The sequence below is a fragment of the Vibrio tapetis subsp. quintayensis genome (genome assembly GCF_030409945.1).
Lineage (GTDB): Bacteria > Pseudomonadota > Gammaproteobacteria > Enterobacterales > Vibrionaceae > Vibrio > Vibrio quintayensis.
Genome location: NZ_JAUFQV010000044.1, coordinates 40,245 through 60,642, shown reverse-complemented (window position 1 = coordinate 60,642; position 20,398 = coordinate 40,245). Strand labels below are relative to the sequence as shown.

Genomic DNA, 20,398 nt, shown 5'->3' with positions numbered 1-20,398 from the left:
ACCTGTCCACCTTTTCGATGAGCAATATATCTCCTTTATGTGAATCCTCAATTAAGCGCGATAACTCGGCTCTTTCTAATTTTGAACCTGATTGGTTCTCAATGTAGAAACTTGCTATTCGTACACCTTTTTGGTCTGCAAATTGGATAAGTTCAGCTTTTGCACGATTAGCATCTTGCTCACCAGTTGACGCTCTAAGGTAGGCTCTTATGAACATGATGTTAAGTCTTGGTCTGTTTTGAGTGTGGTTTACAATGTTAGTTCGCGTAGGGTTAAAAATCAACAATATGCGAACTAATATTTGGTTGTTAAACATTAGTTCGCATTAAGTATACCCTAAAAAATCCAGTGAAATCTTTAAAGTTGCGACTTTACGTTTACACTTTACGTAAAGTGGATTACAATTATGTTAATGTGTAATTTTAGTTGAGGTGTAAAAATGACAACGACATTCGATATCAAAAAACAAGTCGTTAAGGTGTGTGAAACTTTGTACCAAACCGGCGGTGTTGAGCTGAAAAAAATCACCGGCCGACTTGTGGCCAAAGAGACCGATTTTTCTCATACCGCGGTGACGCCTTATGTAAAAGACTGGCGTGAAGAGCAATACAAGATTGAAGCTGATGAGCTAAAAAAAACATCAATGAGTGATGTGCTGGTCAAAGCGTTACACCAAGAAATTAACGCCCGTATGCTTTCTCTTAACGCGCTTCGTGATGATGAAATGGATGTCAATCGAGTGGAGCTTGAAGAGGCGCAAGAGAACGCCGCGCAGCTTCTACAAATGAATGAAACGCTTGACTTAAATTTGCTTGAGGCCACCGACAAAAACGTTCAATTGGAGCGTGAACTGGCCACGAAAACGCAAGAAGTCACCCACCTTGAGGCGACCGTGTCACGAGTTCAACGGGAAAAGGAAGAGGATTTAAAAGCAGCGGAGCACGCTTACGCTGAACTAGAGGGAAAATTAACTGAACAGGTGGCCAGCTATCAACTGATGGTTGAACAACTGAAAGAGCAGCATCAACACGCCCTCGTAGAATTAAAATCTGAGCACACTCAACGTATCGCAGAGCTGAGTCATGTGCATAATGGCAATATAGACGAATTAAAACAGTCTCATTCGTCCATTCAAGAGCAGCTCCGCGCTGATATTGACAAGTTATCGAATCATCTTACTGACATGACGTCACAATCTTCATCAAAATCAGAAATCATCGGCCAGTTACGCGCCGAGCTTGAAGATAAAGAGGCGCTGAAAATGGCCATGGAGACCCTTACTCTCACCAATAGAGAGCTTGAAATTCACCTAAATGCCGCACAACAAAGTGCACAATCCGCGAATGGCGTGGTGTCCAAACTTGAAGTGGAGATACTCGATCATAAAGAGCAAAGAAATAGAGCTCAGAGCGATCTCGTTAAGGCGAACGATAGCTATGCCTTGCTCAATGATAAGTTCATGGCGGTCTTATCGAAGAAGGACGCTTAATGGGGTGTGCACGGTTAAAGCGCGAATGTTTCATTGTGAGGTAACGAATGAAATCCGATGAATGGGTCTGTATTGAGGACGGTGAAGGCGATTACGTCATCGAACGCTTTGAAGTTCGAGTCAAAGGTAAGAAGCCTTTAGTGATTAATCATCCGTCTTTTTCTAAACTTCTCTTTGTCACTCAGCAATATCTTAATGGCTCCCTTGATATGACTAAAGAGCTGATCAGAAAAACCGTTTTACAGTCACCGGAGCCGCTGACCATAACTGAATACATTAAACTGGTCGAATTTCTGGAGAGGGAGCCCTAGGCTTTCTTGGATGAGGGCTCCAAGCGGGCGGCGGGTCTTTTGGGGCGAAACAAACGTCCATTAAATCAATAACAAGCATAAAGATTGGGTCGTTGATATTATGGCAACCGTTACCTCGTGGTTTTCTGTATACACAGAAGAAATAGCGATCCTATTTTAAGATCTTTTGTTAGAATCAGAGATACGATGAATTAAGTGTAAAGTCCTCTTTTATTTTGCGAAATTTTATTGATACTAAATTATTGTCATGGCCGTTAACCCCTGAGTTAGAGAGTAAGAAAGTAGGGAAGCTGGTGTTATATTTGTCACCTGATATCCCCGAGCAAACCTTTTTCCTTGAGGCCATGCTTAAAGACGAAAATCTTTCGATCCATAAGCGTAAAGCGTGGGCGGGTTTTTTGCGGGGGCTGGCCGAAGAATTAGATCCTACACCGGTTTCTCATGAGGAATAAAACGATCCCAATATAGGATCGTTTTCACGTTGTTTCTAGTTACTTAATTTGATAACAACACTTCGCTCTAATCCCGTCAATTCACTGATAAATTCAACGGATTGACCCGAAAGCAGCATCTTCCGAGCAATGGCTTTACGCTCTTCTTGCTGTCCTTCTTGGCGGCCTTCTTGGCGGCCTTCTTGACGGCCTCGTAGTAACCCGTTTTGTTCGCCTTCTTGGCGACCTTCTTGGCGAAGCTGATCGGCTATGGTCATGATAGTCTCTCCATGTTCTGGCGCGCTCTGCGCTAACCCTTCTAACAAGACAGGGGCATTCTTTGTCTCCCCAACTTGCAGTATGTATCTTACCAGTCTTTCGACTTGGCCATCATTTAACTCGGCTCTCATGAACAACACGCCCAGTTGTGTGACAAATTCTAGCATATCTCGCGTGCGAGCGTGCTTTTGTACCAATTCTAGCGCCGCGACGCTTCGATGTCCCATGATTTCTTCATCGGGGATCACCGTGACATCAATCAGTGGAAAAGGTGTGCTGTAGAGTGCCTTTGCTACCGCAGGCTCCGCAAACATATCCAGCCAGTTCATGCTATGAGGGTGAGGACTCTGGCTGCCGTGGTAAAATAATAATGGCACGACCAAAGGGAGGCGCTCGTTTCCTTCATCTAAATGCTGCTGCATGGCTGCTATTGCATAACGCATCAACCGGAAGCTGATGCGGGCGTCTGCGCTACTTTGGTGCTCTTATGCAAAGAGATTGTTTATGCAAAGTATGCAGCCCACGTAATATTAAGGATCGAGTTTTCCTTTTTTGAACACACCGCATAAAAAAACACCAAACATAAGAGCAGACTGGTGAAGACCTTCATTGCGAAGTAATAAAGGAGAACACCATGTTGAATGAAGTTTTTCCAAATCCTGACGTTCTAAAAAGGCTTACCGCCAGTTCATTGGGATCATTTGTCCAGTCTTATACAACATTCCTTCACGCAGAGAAATTCAGTCCATCAACTATGCAACACCGAATCAGATCCGCAGCGCATTTCGGATACTGGCTCGATACTCATCATGTTGAAATTAATAATATTGACGACAGTGTCCTTAAAAAATTCATAGATCATTTATCGTCCTGTCGTTGCCCTGGCTCCAGACCGGGGGAGCATTGTCATACTACTGATGGAGCTAAGAGTTTTTTGATGTATTTATCAAAAATAGAGGCTGTGCCATTATTCCAAGCAATACACAACAAACCCAGTTCCCGAGAACTTCTACTTGATAAATTCTTTTTATGGACACAACTGAATCGGGGTATCTCACGACAAACAGGAATTGGACAGCGCTCTCATGCTGCCAATATACTTGATTCTTTAGGGGACGATCCTAAAAGCTGGAAAGTCCAAGATATTCGACAATTCGTATTATCTCATTTCGAGCAGTACAAACCCTCCTATATTAAAGCTGTTGGTTCAAACCTAAGGGCATTTTTACGTTTTTTAGTTGCTGAAGGGCTATGTCAACCTGAGTTGATTGATGCTGTGCCCAAAACAGCCCACTGGTCTCTCAGCGAAATTCCACGCCACTTAACTCCCGAATCAATGGATAAGGTAGTTGCTGCCTCTAGTACTATGTACCGCAGCGAACTTCGCGACAGAGCTATTATCTTGCTTTTGGCTGAACTCGGATTAAGAGCTCGTGACATTTTGAATCTTTGTTTGTCAGACATCGACTGGACCCAGGGGCGGATCCGTGTAACAGGAAAAGGACGTCATGAAGACTGGCTACCGTTACCTCAAAGAGCGGGAGATGCATTACTCTTGTATCTGGAGCAAGAGAGACCCCCCTCAAACCATAACCCGATATTTTTACGTTCCCGAGCGCCTTTCCAACCATTTAAGTGTATGGGGACTATACAAAGAATTGTTCGTCTTACGCTTAAAAATGCGGGCGTAGAACCTCCTTCTGGGGTCACGACACATCTTTTTAGGCACTCTCTTGCTAGACGTTTGCTTGCACAAAATATTCCACTGGAAGGTATTGGAGTCATCCTTCGGCATCGCAACCTACAAACTACCGCAAAATACGCCAAGATCGACTTCAAACTTCTGCAAACGGTGATTCAGCCCTGGCCTGAGAAATAGGAGAATTATCATGTTAAATCTACATGCTAAACACTATATTCAGCTACGAAGACTTGGTGGGTTTAAGTACGCCCAACAAGAAATATATGTCCAATCATTTGTTCGATTTGCGTGTAAACGAGGTGATTCACACATTTGCACAGACACTGTCATCGAATGGGCTGCACAAGGAACATCCGCTGACAATAGAGAGTGTCGGTTGAGAACAATCGTTGCCTTCGCTCGACACTGCCGAGCAGAAGAGCTCGAACATGAACTACCACCGACATGTGTTTTTTCTTCTGGTCGCCATAAACGTCCAATTGCATACATTTTTTCTCCCGACGAAATACCGAAAATTCTAGCAGCGGCGCTTAAACTGGAGCCATGTGCATCATTACGCCCCATCACTTTCTACACCTTGTTTGGGTTGCTGGCATCAACAGGGTTACGAATAGGAGAGGCTGTCCGATTATGTAAGGATGACATTACAACAGATGGCTTATTAATTCGTGAAACCAAATTTAAAAAAAACCGAATAGTCCCAATTCACACATCTACGGCGAGTAAACTTAACCAATACCTGAAGTTACAGAGACAAATAGGCGTTTCGAGCACCGAGATTTTTGTTGGAATGAATGGACAACCTCTCGAAAAGTCTTCCGCACGACATGCTTTTCGTCAAGTGATGGTAGACATTGGCCTCGAGAAAGTTCGCTATGGTCATTCTCCCCGTCTTCACGACCTAAGGCATACATGGGCTGTCCGAGCTCTCGAATCCACGCCAACTAACCCTGAGCAGGTGGATCAACACGTACGGGCAGTCATGACTTATCTTGGACATTCAAGTGTGGCGGCCAGTTATTACTACATGCACAGTACACCAATTATTATGGATCGGATTGCAAATGCTTGTGCTGCACTTGAAGAGGAGGGAATATCATGACACCACTAGCTCCGCATCTGACCAACTTCTTACTTGAACGTTTAAAAAATCACCGGCAAGCCAGTCCGAACACATGCGAAACCTACGCTTATGCATTCCAGTTATTGTTGAATTTTGCCAGTAAACAACTTAAAACCGCGCCTTCGGCTTTGACTATAGAGCAACTGAATGAACGGCTAATTCTGGGCTTTCTGACGCACCTTCAATTGGATAGACTAAATTCGCCTCGTACACGTAATTCACGGTTAGCAGCCATAAAATCATTTATGCGTTTTCTTCAATATCGAGTACCCACAGCTTTAGATCAAATCAACCGTATCCTTGCGATACCAATGCAGAGAACGGATCGCAATTTAGTGCGTCATTTAAAACGAGATGAGGAACAGGCATTATTAGATGCTCCGGACCCAACGACTCGAATTGGTATTCGGGATAGAGCTATGTTACATCTCGCTCTGGCCGGTGGTCTTCGAGTGTCTGAATTGGTAGGGATTCAGATGAAAGACCTACGTTTTGATAATTCTTCAGTTGATTTACTTGTGCATGGGAAGGGGCGAAAGCAGCGCGAGCTTCGACTATGGAAAAACGTTGCTCAGTCAATTCGTGCGTGGTTATCTGTACGAGGCAATGCAACTGTGCCGGAGTTGTTTTTAAATGCTCAGGGGAACCAAATGACAAGAGCTGGATTTGAATACGTGCTTGAGCGATGTCGAAAGAAAGCGGTAAAACAATGCGTTTCTTTGGCTGAAAAAAAACTATCTCCTCATGTTCTGCGTCATACATGTGCATTATCAGTTCTGAAAGCAACAGGAGATCTACGGCAAGTGGCATTGTGGTTGGGGCATGAGAGTACAGTTACCACTGAATGTTACCTTCAGATGGACCCGATGGAAAAGCTACAAAGCATCGCGGAGACTGTTCCGACTGCACTGAGGCCTGGTAAGTTCAAGCCATCAGATCGTCTTATTGCTATGCTTCGAGGAGATCATATTATGTAAAGTAATAACACAACAGGTTGAGCTCTATGACTAGGGTTCAACCTACATACTTTGCATAAACAATCGCTTTGCATAAGAGCACTTATGCGGCGCACCGCATAAGTGCTCAATCACCGTGTAGACATACCCTGTACCATAACGTGTTTCCAATGAATAAAGCACATCGGAGTAGTAAGGCCGTAAATCTTCTTCCAAAAACGACGTCGATTTCAGTTGCAGCGTGGAAAGATCGCACAATGCCTGAATGTCGGGCGGTAAGTGGATTTCTAGAAAATCCTTTGCCACCTCAGGCAGCGTTAAAAAGGATTTAAATAAACCGTCGTGAGGGTTGTTCGTTGCCATCGTTGCGTTATCTCATTGTTAATGTGATACGTTCATCGCACTTCCCGTTAGCCTTCAACCAGGTTGATGTCTAAGGGATGAACCAAAAGGTGCGCTTGGTGTGTCTTCTCATTCCATTCTTTCATCTCCGCCACAAATAAACCGTGTCGGTTGATGCACTCAATCAGCTCAGGCGCGCGCTCTAACTCGATGAGCATTGAAATGGGGCTCACTTGCCGGTGCTCAGCATCAAAGCCCTGCTCTAATTGCTCTTCAAGTAAATACAGTATGCCGGGCTTGGTTTGCATCCCTTTTTCAAACAGTCGAGACTCGAGGCCTTCTTCATCATAAAGGCAGACCAACAAGTGATAAAGCTTCTCCGCTCCTTTAAGCTTAGATTGTTTCGCCAGGGCGTTTAACTCATGCAGTTTCATTTCTAAGTTCCCTCCGCTCTTTCTGGCTGAGTTTACCATGAGCTTAATGTCTTTCTTAATGCTTGATAACGATGTGTCGCTTAATTTAGGCTTGAGATATTTAATCAGTATCTCATTACGGCGATTCACCGGAACATAACGGGTCGTCGTTGATATCTGAAAGAACAAGTGAAGTAACGCGTGCGTCACCGTGTCGTGTAAATGATGATAGTAATTAAAATCGCGTTTTATTTGCATGCTTGCTGGTCTGACTCTCTATCTATGGCGCTCTTGGCGCTGCGGATCCCCAGGGGAAAGCGAAAAGAAGGGTTCGTTTACACGAACCGGCACTATTCTAGTGCCTATGGCGATTCAAATCCTTATTTTTGGTTCGTTTACGGATAAAAATTGAACTCGGTGCATGCTGGCTTTGGCTTTGGCTTTGGCTTTGGGGCAGAGAATACTCAAGCATCAGTGAGGTGTTTTTTTGTTCTTTTCGCAAAGCCTTGCCTTTTCTTAGCGTTCTCGCTTCGCTCCGTTCATTCCGTCGCTTCGCGCCTCCCGCGATAACGCATGCCACCGATATCGAGCAAAGCTCGATGTGCCATTGCGTTCCTGCCAACAACGGTGATTTTCAAGCGACTTCTCTTTGTTACTCAGCAATATCTTAATGGCTCTCTTGATATGACTAAAGAGCTGATCAGAAAAACCGTTCTACAGTCACCGGAGCCGCTGACCATAAATGAATACATTAAACTGGTCGAGCTTTTGGAGAGCGACTGATCCGCTCTCCAGACAGTTCAAAAGGAACGGGCAGGTTTTTTGAGATTAATAGGCAAATATTAAAGCGCTTTACATGAAAATACGCGGTATGATACTGTATTTTCATACAGTATCACGTGTGGCTCTGGAGGCGTTAATTATGCGAGTTGAAATGATGGTTCAAAAGGATAAGTTACCTAAAAACGAGCTCTCTTTGATCACGGTTGAGTTAGAGAAAAGGCTGCATGGGATCTTTCCTGATGCAAAAGTCCGTGTACGTGCTGGCACGAGTAATCGACTCGATATTTATGCACATAAAGATAAAAAAACTCTCGCAAATAACATTGTTGAGCAAGCGTTTAATGAAGCTGATGAGTGGCTTTTTTCTGAATCTTAATGTTGTCTACTATTCATCTCATACTGGTCTAGGTCTAGGTTTAGGTCTGTTTGTCTAAGGAGGGGCTGAGAATTATCAAGCATCAATGCGCTGTTTTTTGATAGATCTTTTCGAAAATCCTGACCTTTTCTTGGGCGTTCTCGCTTCGCTCCGTTCATTCCGTCGCTTCGCTCCTCCCGCGATAACGCATGACACGAATATCGAGCAAAGCTCGATGTGCCATTGCGTTCCTGCGAACAATCACCCAACGCCTCCGCTCACTGCGTTCGCTACGCCTCGTCATTCTTCCTCGTTGCCTTTCACTGCCTGTCATTAAGACAGAGTAAGGGCCGAGTTTTTTATGCGCCGATTTTCCTTTCTACTCGCATCACCTTACGGACTCGCAAGCTGTTAACCATGATCTTTCAGAACCCCAATAACAAGGGTATATGAACGCTTCGCGCCCTTGTTATTGAGAACCATGAAAGCTCGATGGACAGCTAAGCGGCTCCGAAAGGTGATACTCAAACAAAAAGGAAACTCCCCATGGCGCAACAAAACTCAACCCTAACTCTCTCTACATGCCAAACAGCGACCAGCGTCTCGCCGCTGGAGCACGAAAGCTCACCAAAACATGATGTCTCTTTGTCCGAGGGCGAAAGGGGCTTCATTCAACTGATTGACTCCGATTCAAAACAGATCTTAGCGCAGCGTGAAGGTTTAAATGATGAGGCCTCTTTTGAGTATCTAGAAAAGTACGTGTGGAACATGAGCGAGCAGGTAGCCATGCAGTTTGTGGCGCAAACGGATCATGTTCATCCCACGAAATTCTTTTGTGCGCTCCCTAAAGAGGCCCTGGTTAAGTGTTACCTCAACCAATTGACGGATCAAGAGCCGGTGTCTATCAAGCCATGTTGGGAAGGGCTGGCCGAGCAATGGGAAGAGAACGACACGACGATCGAACCATGGGATGCCTTTGATAGCGACGGTCGCTGGATTGGCACGTCGGAATGTTAACCAGAGGGCGCTCACATGAAACAACAATCAAGCCGTACGATAGAGCCAGTGGCGCTTCGCTGCCAAGTGAAGGCGTTGCGTCAGTCGATTAAGGGAATAGGGGCGCCATCGGCGCCAACCCTATCACCACAGCGTCACGCGATTGTGCAGCGCGTGCAACACCTGAAAATGTTCAGTCGTGGTCAGAGTTCTGAGCAATTGGATGATATCGCTCAATTAAAAGAACAAAGAGTCCGGGAGGCCATCAACACTCAGTTCCCTGGCATCGGACAGAAAACGTTTCAGCATCATGACTTCTATGAGCTTTTGCTGGATCTCGATAGCCGTATCGGACTTGGTGAGTGGCGTTTACGAGAAAGCCGTGAAGAAGTCATTGTGTATGCCTCTTATGGGGCCGTCTTCCCTGGTTTGCGTTTTCAAAAGCAGGGTGAGCACTACCACTGTAGCGGCTTCAACTTTGATATCCGCCTGGCATCTTAACCCTAACTCTTAATCTGATTGTCATGGAGAAAAAATGGAACAGTCCATCCCCTCTATTTTTGTGACCGGTGCGTTGGTCTTAGCAAAAGCACGTCATGGTGGTGCTCGCCAACCCATCGTGATTCATATTGAGCGCACTGGGCTTCATCTTCCTTATTGGGGCCAAGGTATCGCGCGTAATAACGTGCAAGAAATCTTGTGTCAAAAAGGATTGAACAGTGTGTATACCCTCATCCATTGGATTGAAGAATAAGGAAGCATGCGATGAAAACGCCTACTCATTTTGCGGCACTTTCCGAGCTCACGGCTCGTGACTTTAAAAAACAAGCAGTGATCACCCCTAAACGTCGGTTTGATGTCTATAACAACGGCCAGTCTTGTAATGTGATTAATTGGTCAAGCGAATACCAAACGCACATCTATTTGCGCTTAAACGTGTCCTGCGTTGATAACAAACCGCTCTATTTTGTGGAGACCTATTCCATGTGGGGCGATTGGCTGTGCAGCCATTCATATCGAACCATCAAGGACGTCAAACTCGCTTGGATCGGTCAGTTATGACGTGTCACCGCCGAGAGGAGCAAGAACATGACAAAAATTAAAGAATGATCAATTTCTAACTAATTTTTGGACATTTATTGGTTAGAGTAAAAAATCTACTAAAGGTCTACGCAATGCCATTGGTTTGAGTTAATAATCACTTAAAGCAAATAAATAAACAGCGCACAACTTAAAGATGCGAGCTTGAGAACCTGAAAATCATCATTAATTCGAGATGTCAAAGAGCCTGCGATCTCTAGAAAAGCCACAGCAAAAAAGTGGTCTGTGGCCGCTCTGATTTGCACATGCAAAAGAAGTTTGTATGGCAGTCAACACCGGCTTTGAATCAGCGGAGAGCTTTTCTCTTTCTAGCGCTCTTTCTGTTAGCTGGTTGGTTAATGGAAGTTCAGCACAAAAACTCGCCTAACAGAACCGTTTTTGAGTGTGAGAGTAATTCTGCAAGTTTGTTGATTGCTACTCTAAACTCTTTTTGTTCAAAACTGTGGTATCGAATACCATACTCCCTACTTAGAGCTCGCCTTTAAAGGCGGAATCGAGAATTGATGCTTTTAGTTGGTTCAGAGACGTAATTTCTGCTGACACTTTAGCTTCTAAATTGCGGCTTTTATTTACTAACTGCCCCACTTTTTCAACAATATCATTCTGAATAGCTTTGCTTGGAACTGGGATTAGGTATTTTTCTAACGCTTTTTTATTTACCCCTGACTGACCAGCAGCTCTTTGAGAAATGCCAATAACATAGTTCTGTATTGACGGAGACTGAAGGAACCAAAATAGATAATCCTTCGTCAGCACATCCTCATTAGGTACGGCTTTCATCAAAGCAACGTTATAAGCGCCATCAAGCCCTCTCAATATCTGAAATACTGGTGGTCCATAGCGTCCAATCATCACATCATCTTTCGTACAGAATTTCTTCGTTGATGCGCTATCGACATAAACAATATGGTTACCAGTCTTATAATCACGAATCTGAATTAATCGAATATAGCCTTCTTTCTGAACATCAGAAAATTGTGATTTTGGAGGCTGAGAGCCACCGATAAAATCAACCACCTCTGTTAGTGGCACAGAATCACAATCCGACAGTTTAAAAAATTCATCTAATACGCTGTCGAACAGTAGCTTAGATAGATCGAGTTTGCTTTGTAAATGCTCGATGGCGGTGTCGATGCAGGTGAGCAGTGCATCGAGTTTTTCGACGATACATTTTTGTTCTTCGATGCTAGGTATCGGGATTGGAGCCTTCTTAAGATTTCCATCAGTAATCGCGGGATATGAAGCGCCACCAACATAGGGCTCAATTTGGGTTTGAACAAAATCTGTTGTGACAAAATAAAACAAATAGGCAGGTAAAACCTTTTTGTTAGCTCTGAGAACACAGAAACCTGTCGATGCCACTGGTGAGCTATATTCATCCCGAACCAACGCTATGTTTTTTAGGTTTGGTCGTGTCGTTGCAAATATCACGTCGTTTAGCTGTACATGCTTTTTCGCTCGTGATGGAGCATCTTTCCCTAGAATTTCCTTTGGATCTGTAACTGCAAATCGATCACGATCTACTGATGATATATCAATGTACGTCCACAGCTGATCTGCGTGTTTTAACGGGTTCAAGTTTTCCGTTTTAACAACAACATCTGCTAACTCTTGCCACTCCCACCCATCCGGCAATAAATATAAAACCTGTTCCATGCTTATTTCTCCGCCAACAGATCTTCAATTTCATCCAACAGCCCTGATACCAGTTTTTCTTTGGTGCGGATCTGCTTAAGGATATCGTTTGGCGCTAGATGCTCAGCATCTTTCTGCTTGGCTGGGTTTTTGGCGGATAGATCATAATATTCAGCCAATTTACTGGCTGGTACGGTCCATGAGCGGTCAGTAGTTTCGCGGCTGTTATACAGATTAACAAACTCTTTTAAGTGGTTATCGGTGATCGGTTTGTTTTTGGTGAGCTTTTTCTCAGGCTCGCATTCGTAGTACCACACATCACTAGTGCCACCGCTACGTTCAAAAAATAATACGTTGGTCTTAACGCCTGAGTACGGTAAAAACACACCGGCTGGAAGGCTTAAAATGGTATGTAGGTTAAAGTTTTCCAGCAGTTCCTGTTTTACCTGTTTAAAGGCACTATTAGTTTGGAATAGTACACCTTCGGGCACCACGACTGCCGCTTTACCACCACTTTTTAGTGTTTTCATAAAGTGTTGTAAAAACAGCAATTCAGTTGCATTCGCTTTAATTGGGAAATTTTGTTGGATCTGGTCTTTTTCTTTACCACCAAAAGGCGGATTAGCCAGAATAATGTCGTAACGATCTTGTTCCTGAATATCGCGAATGTTTTGAGTCAGGGTATTGCCACGGAACAGATTAGGTGATTCGATGCCATGCAGAATCATGTTCATCATGCCCATAACATAGGCTAGTGACGTTTTTTCAAAGCCCCAATACGCATCGAAACGCTGGAAGTCATATTCTTCGCTTGTGATCTCTCTAACTCCACGTTTTTTACGATTTTTTGGTAGGTTATACTCAAATGCATCGACTAAGAAACCACAAGAGCCTGCCGCTGCATCATAGACTTTATCTAATGGTTGAGGGTCTAACACTTTCACCATGGTACGAACTACTGGTCGCGGAGTGTAGAATTCACCTGCATAACCACCGGCATCGCCCATGTTTTGTAGCATCCCTTCGTAAACCAATGACAGTTCGAACATTTCATCACTAGACTGGAAATTCAGTGTATCGATAATATCCAGTACTTCGCGTAGGGTATGACCAGAAGCTACCTTGTTATCTAAATATTGGAAAATAGCACCAAGCTTGTATTTAAACGATTTTCTATCTACGTTAACCCCTGTGAACTCTTCTCCCTTTAGGTAGGGGAACAGCTCATCGTTAACATATTTTGTTAAGTCATCACCCGTACGGACCTTGTTAATATCCAGTTTGCCCTCAGCATTTTTAGGGCATGCCCAATTTGACCAACGATGCTCTTCATCTAATACCGGTTGATAGTATTTACCTGACAGTACTGCTTCATCTTCTTTTTCAGACTCGTAATCATCTAAAAACTTTAAGAACAGCACCCAAGAGGTTTGCTCGGTGTAGTGCATAGCGCCGCTAATACCATCGTCGCGGCGTAGTATGTCGGTAATTCGGTCAATCTTTTGTTGTAATGACATGGCTTATAGTTTTCCGATAATAAAATTGTACATATTGGTGATGTCTTCGCTGATTTCTGTGGGCAGAATCAGGTCGATATAGGCTTGAAGTTTGTCAATATCGAGCCCTATACCCTCGGTATTGATCAGAGGGTCAATGCAATTTTTGGCATTCAAGCGACGAATATCGTCGTTGTCACCTGGGTTATTTGGTTGTAAATAACACGGTGCTCTTAATAGCTCTGTGTTGTTAATTTGATCTAAAATGCCATGGGACAACAACGCTGTGTGTGAAAGCAGGTAATTTTTAATTTCACGGCGCTTCCAAGCTAATAGATATGGCGATACATTGGTGCCACGTGGCCATTGAATTGCCGATAATAACCCACGATAAGTTTGGCCATTAACTTGCACACCATCATTCGCGTTCCATTCAAGTGCCGCTTCATCTCTATCGCAAATTAGGAAAATTTGCGTGGTGACAAGAGGTGATTCAATCTTACTCAAGCCATGTAACCAATCTATTTTCCCCTTACCAAAGGTCTCGCTTGCCGATGCGTAACTAGATGACTTTTTAATAGCATGCACGGAGTCTAATCGATTTACGTCTAATCCCGCACGTGACGCTAGTTTGGTAAAGATAATCCAGTCATTGTAGTCGTCTAATAAGGCGATGTTAGGCATCTTACCACACACCTCAAATTCAACGGATTTGGCACGGGAAAGCACACTGAGTCGGCTGATCAGTTGCTTGATCTTATTTTCTTCATTGATTCGGCCGTGTTCCACAACTTTCAGGTGTTCTATGCGATTTTCTTTTGCAGAAATAGAGTCCAACAGGTGTGTAGTGGTAATAGCGTGGCCTTGTATGTTGTGTAATAACGACCATAGTTTCTCTACGTTTTTGTAGTGCAGGTGCGAATCTGCCTCATCAAACAGGAATAGAGTATTCGGCGCATCAAAAAGGTCTATCAATGCGTATAAGAAGAGCAGTTGGTATTCACCATCGCTCAACTGAGCAAGCTCTATTCCATCTTTAAGAAAGAGCTTATAGCCTTGTTTATCAATGAAGTAATCGTTGTCTGCCGCTTGGGTAAAAAAGCTTACTTCAGGACCAAACGCTATATTTGAAGCCTGAGCATCTGCTTCACCAGCCTCTATCCCTTCTTCTCCTGCTTGTGCTTGTCTTGGGTAATCGAATGAAACATCGATAAGGCGGCTTGCTGATATTTCAATGGTTCGTTTACGCAGTGGTTGCTCAAAGTCATAGTCTCTAGAGTGAAATGTGCTAATGAAACTCTCTAATGAACGGAAGTAAGGAGTTTTTCGCAGCGTATCAACTTCGCCATTTTCTTCTCGCTTTAAAGCATCCTGTATTCGATTGACGTAGTTTTTGTCTATTTTGAATGCACATTTTAAGCAAGTCGATTGGTCATCACCATCAGCCTCAGTAATATAGCCTCGCTCACGCAAAAATGAACGAACTTTGCCACTACGCTTGGTAGCGGTTGCCAAAAAGATAAGCAACTTAGACCAAGGCTTATCAAAATACAGGCATTCCAAACCTAACCCTCTACCTGCTTGCCGCTCGCGCTTTAAATAAATGCCAAACTTTTCAGAGTAATTTTCATTTTGCCCAGAAGAAAAACACACCACATTTAGATGTTGATGTGCGTGTTTGTTTAACCGCGCTTCAAATACTGATTGCAAGATACTGGATTTACCAGAGCCATTTTCACCAATTAAAGTTGCCACCTTATTAATGTTTAAGATTTGCGACTGGTCGTACAGCGGATTAGGCGTTAATGTTATTTCCATTTTAATTCACATGATAAAGTTGTTGTTGTAATTGTTTAAAAGCCGCCAGTAAATAGGCTGGTTTGCCACCAAATGCTGTTGAGGCATCTTTCACTGTCCCTAAACCCGATAGCTCGATAAGTGCTGGCAAGCGCTCGCGCGAAAGCTCCGTGCTACCAGTTTGTTCATAACGGTTGAGCACAAAGTGTAAAAACTTCTGCGCTTTCTTTTGTTGATACTGACTAAAGAAGACGCTATTAGTGCGTACTTGGTCGGCACGGGCTTTGCGAGTTGCCATTGGCTGTTCAAAGGCCAAAAAAGCCAACAAATCAAAAATGTCACATTCTTCAGCTTCGAACATACGTCGCAGCGTAGCAAGTTGTTCTTTGTCGAAACCAGATTGCACGAGTTTAATGAGTAAAGCCTCTCGCTCGTCTGGATCAGACCAGATCCCTCTCAGTTCGTCGACTGATTTGAATAGCCCTGGCAATTGATTGATTAAACGTTCTACAAACTCTTGAACGGTGAGCGGTTTGCCGTTTTCATCGATATAGCGGGTTTCAACATCAATCACTTTAAGTTCACGATGCTTACCTAGTTTTACTTTTAACCGAGGCTTTGGCTCGCCCGGCTCTGGGTCACCTGTTCCTCCGGGTGGTTCAGGCGTGTAAGGTGGTGGTATCGGTTCACCAGTCCCTCCTGGCTCTGGCGCTTCAGGTTCGCCATCCCAATCTTTGTCATAAAACTTATTAGCTGCTCCGCGAAAATCGATAATGGTGAAGTGGTCTTTGCCATCAAAAACACGGGTTCCACGACCGACAATTTGTTTAAATTCCACCATTGAACCTACGGTTCTATCAAGCACTACGTTACGCACGTTTCGGGCATCCACACCGGTAGTTAGCATTTGCGATGAAGTAATAATGGTGGGAATGTCTTTGTCGTTATCCTGAAATTTTTCCAGTAGCTCGCGGCCAATTTTGCCTTCATCACTGGTCACTCGCACACAGTAGTGTGGGTCTTTCACCTTTTTATGCTTATTGATCATGTCACGCATGGTGAGTGCATGATTTTGGTTTTCACAAAAGACGATGGTTTTTTCTAATGGATTGATATTATCCAAAATGGCTTTTGAGACCAGTTCGGTACGCTCATCGACAACAATTTTCTTGTCATAATCATCAACCTGATAGACATCTTGCCCTGACTCACCTTCGATCACTTGGTCATCTTTAGTTAGTACTAGCTCATCCAAGTTCGTGCGAACCCGTTTGACACGGTATGGTGTTAAGAATCCATCGTTGATGCCATTTTTTAATGAGTATTCAAAAGCAGGCGCGCCAAAGTAGTCATAGGTATCCACGTTGGCTTCACGTTTTGGTGTTGCTGTTAGACCCACATGCACCGCACTGCCAAAATGATCGAGTATAGCTCGCCATGAGCCTGTTTCATTGGCACTTCCACGGTGACACTCATCAATCATCACAAGGTCAAAAAAATCATTTGGGTAAGCTTTGTAATAGCCTTCGATGTTTTCACGCTCAGCAATGGCTTGATAGATAGCAAAAAAGATGTGTGCGTTGGTTGGCACTACACCTCCACGTTTGCGCACCTCTTCACCATTTATTTTAATTAGATCTTTTTCGTATGGGTTGAAAGTGTTAATGGCTTGATCAGCCAAAATATTGCGATCAGCTAAAAACAAAATTCGAGGTCTGCGTGTACCCGGTGATTCTTTATTCCAACGGGACTGGAACAGTTTATGGACGATCTGAAAGGCAATAAAAGTTTTACCTGTGCCGGTAGCCAGCGTTAATAGCACTCGTGGTTTACCTTTACCGATAGCATCTGTCGCCGCATGTACCGCTAATTCTTGGTAATAACGCGGCTGCATTGCGCCTTCTAAATGAAAGGGCACATTTCGAAGTTGCTTTCCTAGATCCGAATTAACGCCCGCATAGCGATTTTCAAGCTCTTGCGGTGTTGGGTAAAACTCGATGTAGTCGCCTTTGCCCGTTTCTAAGTCGAACTCATAGGTTTGTTTGCCGTTGCTTGAATAGACAAAGCGAACAAGTAGCTTCGTGGCATAGTCTATGGCTTGTTGAAGGCCTTTGGTTGGGTGCTCAGATTCTTTTTTTGCTTCAACTACAGCAAGGTAGCGATTGTCTTTGTGGAGCAGATAATCGACAAAACAACGGCGACCACGGACGCCACCGGCAAGCTTACGGCCGTCGGTAAAGTAATGCTCGCGAATAATGTTACTAGCTTGCCAATGTGCGGCTTTTAAAGCTGGATCTATATAGTTTGCTCTAGTATCTGCTTCTGACGACATATATCAACTACTCCCTCAACGATCTAGTTCAACTAAAGCTTGTTCGGCCATAACCCAAGGCAAACGCCTGCCATTGGCTTGCATCTGCCTGTATGCCGCTCGCGCTTGTTCTGTATTGATTTGCTGATGAACCACCAGTTGGTTTACTAACCAAACCGTGCCTTTAACAATGGCAGCTTCTTTTTCTGCTGCTTTTCTAAGGGCCATATCACCAGTCAGCAAAGGACACTGTTCTTGCTTTGCTAAAGCAAGGGCAAAACAATCGTTTCGGCTTGCTTGGGTATAGGTCCCCGTTAGCTGTATGGCATACATCATTGATTCTGCAGAAACCTCTTTTAGCGCTAACCCTAAATCTAGAAGGTGGGGATGATCTTCTTCAAGTTCTTCAACAAAAAGGATATCTGGCGTTGCAAAGTCATAGGGCAACTGAAACATTACTTCCAGTAAGCCACCTTCTTCCATGTCAATGAGGATATTGGCATCACTAATTAGCAGCTGCTGCACGGCTAGCCTCCTGAGCTAACTGTGCTTGAGTCGGCGCCTCCAACTTTCGTTCTTTACGAAAGCTAGATACAGACATGCCAAGTAACTCAGCGGCTTTTGACTCCCCTATGTACTCTTCACCTAAAGCACGGTATACCAATTGCTTATGTAGATAAGTCGATTCATGAGGGTATGCTTTTCCTGGCTCTTGAGTTCGCCAGCCATTTTTACTAAACAGCATAAATAGATTTTTCTGAGTCGCTGGCGTAATTATTCCACATTGGCCGGCTCGAAACAGTGCCGCCAACATGCTAATACCGTATTCGTGCTTTAGCATCAGTAATTCACGCGGTTCAATATGACGGCGCTTTTCACCCAAGTGCTCAATAAGTGTTTGGGCAGGTAGAAGAAATGCACCAGCAAAGGTGTTACAAGCCTTCTCTTCATCAATACCTTCAGCTAAACGTCCATGCACGACTAAGTGCCCAAGTTCATGGGCCAAGGTGAAGCGCTGGCGGTCACCACTTTGGGCGGTAGAGATCACCACTACTGGCGTGCTGCCAATCTTACCCGCTAAACCGTCAAACTTCTTATCTGTTTCCACATCCGTGGTAATGATCATCACACCCTTAGCTTCGAGGGTATCGATCATATCGTGAATAGGGTTTAGCCCTAACTCCCAAGCATGGCGTATCTGAATAGCCAAGTCTTCAGCTTGTTCTAAGCTAAGGATTTGTTCAGGAAGTTTATCAGGTAGAGCAAACTCAGGGATCGGTTTTACTGAGTCAGGATAGAGATCTAAAAGCTCTTGCCAACGTTCAGCTTGGTCTAATACGTCACCATTGATTCGGTCTAAGACTTTCTTGGGTGTGCTTGCACGTTTGCGGTACTCAACCCCCTCTAACTTCACCTTGGTTGGGCGAAAGAAGTATTCGCTGCGCACATCTAGCGCTTTCGCAAGCTTAAGTAGATTTGAAGAAGAGGGCATAGTCGTGCCATGTTCGTACTTTTTAATGGCGTTAGCGGATAGGCCAACTTCACTGGCTAATGCACTCATTGATAGCCCGGCAGCCTTGCGGGCTCGTTCTAGGCGCTCTGCAAACATGGTATCCTCTCAAGCAATAGCTTGGTTTATAAAAACAACTAAATTGTCATTAATATAAACCGAATTGCCGTGATTTACTATCTAATTTGCAGTTCCGAGCGCCCCATTTTGCTCATTATCCAATCTACCACCTGCTCATGCGCATAGCTTTAACACAATAATGTTACAACTCTATATCCTCAGATATATTAAGTGCATCTTCCATCTCTACCCCTAAATAACGAATTGTGTTATCCAACTTGGCGTGACCAAGCAATAGCTGTACGGCTCGAATGTTTTTCGTTCGTGCATAGATCAAGGTTGCCTTTGTTCTTCGCATAGAGTGAGTACCATACAGGTAATAGTCATAACCAAGTTGTGACGCCCAGCGATGAATTATAGTTGCATAGCAGCTATAGCTCATAGGCCTTCCCTCTTTACGAGGGCTAGGGAATATATAACTTGATGACGATAAGCTACTTTGCATTAACCACAGTGTTAGTGATTGAGCTGTACGAGAAGTTATTTCAAATTGAACCTCACGTTCCGTTTTACTTTGTTGATAAAGAACTCTATTTTGAATAACACCACCCGATGAAATATCTCGAACTTTCATTCTGAGCAAATCACATGATCGTAATTTACAATCGATGGCGAGGTTGAGCAGAGCCAACTCCATAATATTCCCCTCGATTTCGAGTCTGGTACGGATGCGCCAGATATCCTCAAGCTTAAAGGACTTTTTCTGCCCAGTTAAATGACCTTTCTTCGTCCACATACGCTATCTCCTATATGACTACTGAAATGGTCTTATTAATTTTAGCTGAAGAGCGGGAAATGTAAGGTGCATGAATATGCAATTGAAAATTGCAGCAAGAACTGGAGGTAGAGTATTTGTTCTAGCTGATAAAGGGGCAAAACCTTCTTGGAGTTAAAGGTCTAACTGTTGTGATCGCTCTCTAACGGTTCAATTGATGCTCAAAATGAACACACCTTATGCTCTTCCTGTAGCCGTTCCCGTCAGGGCGTGACCGCAAGCGGTCGGGCTTTTCGTCGTTCCTCCTCCTATCGCTAACTTGAAGCCCATATTGAGCAAGCTCAATGCGCTTCTAAGTTCCAGATAGACAATCCCTCACGCAAACGCGTCGTTAGGCGTCTGAAGCGACGCACTCCGCTCTATTTCACGCCTTTACGCTAAGAGGGCGTCATCGCTTCGGTGCTTCGTTCCTTTTGTTTTACTTTTTGATTTGAGCTCACTTGCTTACCCGCGCTGATTTCTTAATCTCTCAA

Annotated in this window: 21 protein-coding genes and 2 pseudogenes; 12 read left to right on the top strand and 11 right to left on the bottom strand. The window is 44.0% G+C overall.

Translation table 11 applies throughout. The features are described from left to right. Window positions 1-217 (bottom strand): recombinase family protein (locus QWZ04_RS23050; RefSeq protein ID WP_290330650.1); only part of this gene is annotated, 217 nt, incomplete at its 3' end. 222 nt (window positions 218-439) lie between these two features. Here QWZ04_RS23050 and QWZ04_RS23045 point away from each other — a divergent pair. The 3 genes from QWZ04_RS23045 to QWZ04_RS23035 all read left to right on the top strand — a co-directional run bounded on the left by QWZ04_RS23045 (window position 440) and on the right by QWZ04_RS23035 (window position 2,252). After that, window positions 440-1,489, top strand: coding sequence for a coiled-coil domain-containing protein (locus QWZ04_RS23045; RefSeq protein ID WP_290330649.1), 1,050 nt, complete (start codon window positions 440-442; stop codon window positions 1,487-1,489). 47 nt (window positions 1,490-1,536) lie between these two features. Then, window positions 1,537-1,800 (top strand): hypothetical protein, encoded by a 264-nt coding sequence (locus QWZ04_RS23040; RefSeq protein WP_290330648.1) that lies wholly within the window; start codon window positions 1,537-1,539, stop codon window positions 1,798-1,800. A 215-nt stretch (window positions 1,801-2,015) separates the two neighbouring features. Next, window positions 2,016-2,252 carry a hypothetical protein gene (locus tag QWZ04_RS23035; RefSeq protein WP_290330647.1) on the top strand — a complete coding sequence of 79 codons (237 nt, stop codon included), beginning with the start codon at window positions 2,016-2,018 and terminating at the stop codon, window positions 2,250-2,252. 35 nt (window positions 2,253-2,287) lie between these two features. Here the strand turns inward: QWZ04_RS23035 and QWZ04_RS23030 are convergent. Then, window positions 2,288-2,983: pseudogene (locus QWZ04_RS23030) on the bottom strand (Rpn family recombination-promoting nuclease/putative transposase); the annotation flags it as partial. 161 nt (window positions 2,984-3,144) lie between these two features. Here QWZ04_RS23030 and QWZ04_RS23025 point away from each other — a divergent pair. From QWZ04_RS23025 to QWZ04_RS23015, 3 genes are read left to right on the top strand one after another with little or no spacing between them, the layout of a single operon-like run. Continuing rightward, window positions 3,145-4,389, top strand: coding sequence for a tyrosine-type recombinase/integrase (locus tag QWZ04_RS23025; RefSeq protein WP_290330646.1), 1,245 nt, complete (start codon window positions 3,145-3,147; stop codon window positions 4,387-4,389). Window positions 4,390-4,399: 10 nt separating this feature from the next. Continuing rightward, window positions 4,400-5,314, top strand: coding sequence for a tyrosine-type recombinase/integrase (locus tag QWZ04_RS23020; protein ID WP_290330645.1), 915 nt, complete (start codon window positions 4,400-4,402; stop codon window positions 5,312-5,314). Then, window positions 5,311-6,312, top strand: coding sequence for a tyrosine-type recombinase/integrase (locus QWZ04_RS23015; protein ID WP_290330644.1), 1,002 nt, complete (start codon window positions 5,311-5,313; stop codon window positions 6,310-6,312). Before QWZ04_RS23020 ends, QWZ04_RS23015 begins: the two co-directional genes overlap by 4 nt. Before the next feature lie 102 nt (window positions 6,313-6,414). On the opposite strand, the pseudogene QWZ04_RS23010 reads toward QWZ04_RS23015, so the two are convergent. Together QWZ04_RS23010 and QWZ04_RS23005 are read right to left on the bottom strand one after the other, a co-directional pair. After that, window positions 6,415-6,654, bottom strand: a pseudogene (locus tag QWZ04_RS23010) (Rpn family recombination-promoting nuclease/putative transposase); the annotation flags it as partial. Window positions 6,655-6,701: 47 nt separating this feature from the next. Next, window positions 6,702-7,304, bottom strand: a complete 603-nt coding sequence (locus QWZ04_RS23005) for a DUF2913 family protein (RefSeq protein ID WP_290330643.1) — start codon at window positions 7,302-7,304, stop codon at window positions 6,702-6,704. A 315-nt stretch (window positions 7,305-7,619) separates the two neighbouring features. Between QWZ04_RS23005 and QWZ04_RS23000 the strand changes: the two genes are divergently transcribed. From QWZ04_RS23000 to QWZ04_RS22975, 6 genes are all read left to right on the top strand, one after another. After that, window positions 7,620-7,829, top strand: a complete 210-nt coding sequence (locus QWZ04_RS23000) for a hypothetical protein (protein ID WP_012397048.1) — start codon at window positions 7,620-7,622, stop codon at window positions 7,827-7,829. A gap of 73 nt (window positions 7,830-7,902) precedes the next feature. Continuing rightward, window positions 7,903-8,205, top strand: coding sequence for a DinI-like family protein (locus QWZ04_RS22995; RefSeq protein WP_290330640.1), 303 nt, complete (start codon window positions 7,903-7,905; stop codon window positions 8,203-8,205). 525 nt (window positions 8,206-8,730) lie between these two features. Then, on the top strand, window positions 8,731-9,201 hold the full coding sequence (locus QWZ04_RS22990) for a hypothetical protein (RefSeq protein WP_290330639.1): 471 nt from the start codon (window positions 8,731-8,733) through the stop codon (window positions 9,199-9,201). 15 nt (window positions 9,202-9,216) lie between these two features. Next, window positions 9,217-9,681: a hypothetical protein gene (locus tag QWZ04_RS22985; RefSeq protein WP_290330638.1), complete on the top strand. Its 465-nt coding sequence runs from the start codon at window positions 9,217-9,219 to the stop codon at window positions 9,679-9,681. A gap of 34 nt (window positions 9,682-9,715) precedes the next feature. After that, a complete protein-coding gene (locus QWZ04_RS22980; protein WP_290330637.1) occupies window positions 9,716-9,934 on the top strand; it encodes a hypothetical protein in 219 nt (72 codons plus the stop codon). Window positions 9,935-9,945: 11 nt separating this feature from the next. Further along, on the top strand, window positions 9,946-10,242 hold the full coding sequence (locus QWZ04_RS22975; RefSeq protein ID WP_290330636.1) for a hypothetical protein: 297 nt from the start codon (window positions 9,946-9,948) through the stop codon (window positions 10,240-10,242). A gap of 507 nt (window positions 10,243-10,749) precedes the next feature. On the opposite strand, the gene QWZ04_RS22970 is transcribed toward QWZ04_RS22975, so the two are convergent. The 7 genes from QWZ04_RS22970 to QWZ04_RS22940 form a co-directional block, all read right to left on the bottom strand. After that, window positions 10,750-11,937, bottom strand: a complete 1,188-nt coding sequence (locus QWZ04_RS22970; protein ID WP_290330635.1) for a restriction endonuclease subunit S — start codon at window positions 11,935-11,937, stop codon at window positions 10,750-10,752. 2 nt (window positions 11,938-11,939) lie between these two features. Beyond that, on the bottom strand, window positions 11,940-13,433 hold the full coding sequence (locus tag QWZ04_RS22965) for a class I SAM-dependent DNA methyltransferase (RefSeq protein ID WP_290330634.1): 1,494 nt from the start codon (window positions 13,431-13,433) through the stop codon (window positions 11,940-11,942). Between the two features lie 3 nt (window positions 13,434-13,436). Continuing rightward, entirely contained in the window at window positions 13,437-15,230 is a 1,794-nt protein-coding gene (locus QWZ04_RS22960) for an ATP-binding protein (RefSeq protein ID WP_290330633.1), read from the bottom strand. A gap of 1 nt (window position 15,231) precedes the next feature. Beyond that, entirely contained in the window at window positions 15,232-17,541 is a 2,310-nt protein-coding gene (gene hsdR, locus QWZ04_RS22955) for an EcoAI/FtnUII family type I restriction enzme subunit R (RefSeq protein ID WP_290330632.1), read from the bottom strand. A gap of 15 nt (window positions 17,542-17,556) precedes the next feature. Then, complete coding sequence (locus QWZ04_RS22950) at window positions 17,557-18,045, bottom strand: PIN domain-containing protein (protein WP_290330631.1); 489 nt, start codon at window positions 18,043-18,045, stop codon at window positions 17,557-17,559. After that, window positions 18,026-19,129, bottom strand: coding sequence for a helix-turn-helix domain-containing protein (locus tag QWZ04_RS22945; RefSeq protein WP_290330628.1), 1,104 nt, complete (start codon window positions 19,127-19,129; stop codon window positions 18,026-18,028). Before QWZ04_RS22945 ends, QWZ04_RS22950 begins: the two co-directional genes overlap by 20 nt. A 163-nt stretch (window positions 19,130-19,292) precedes the next feature. After that, on the bottom strand, window positions 19,293-19,886 hold the full coding sequence (locus QWZ04_RS22940) for a tyrosine-type recombinase/integrase (RefSeq protein WP_290330626.1): 594 nt from the start codon (window positions 19,884-19,886) through the stop codon (window positions 19,293-19,295). Between the last annotated feature and the right edge of the window lie 512 nt (window positions 19,887-20,398).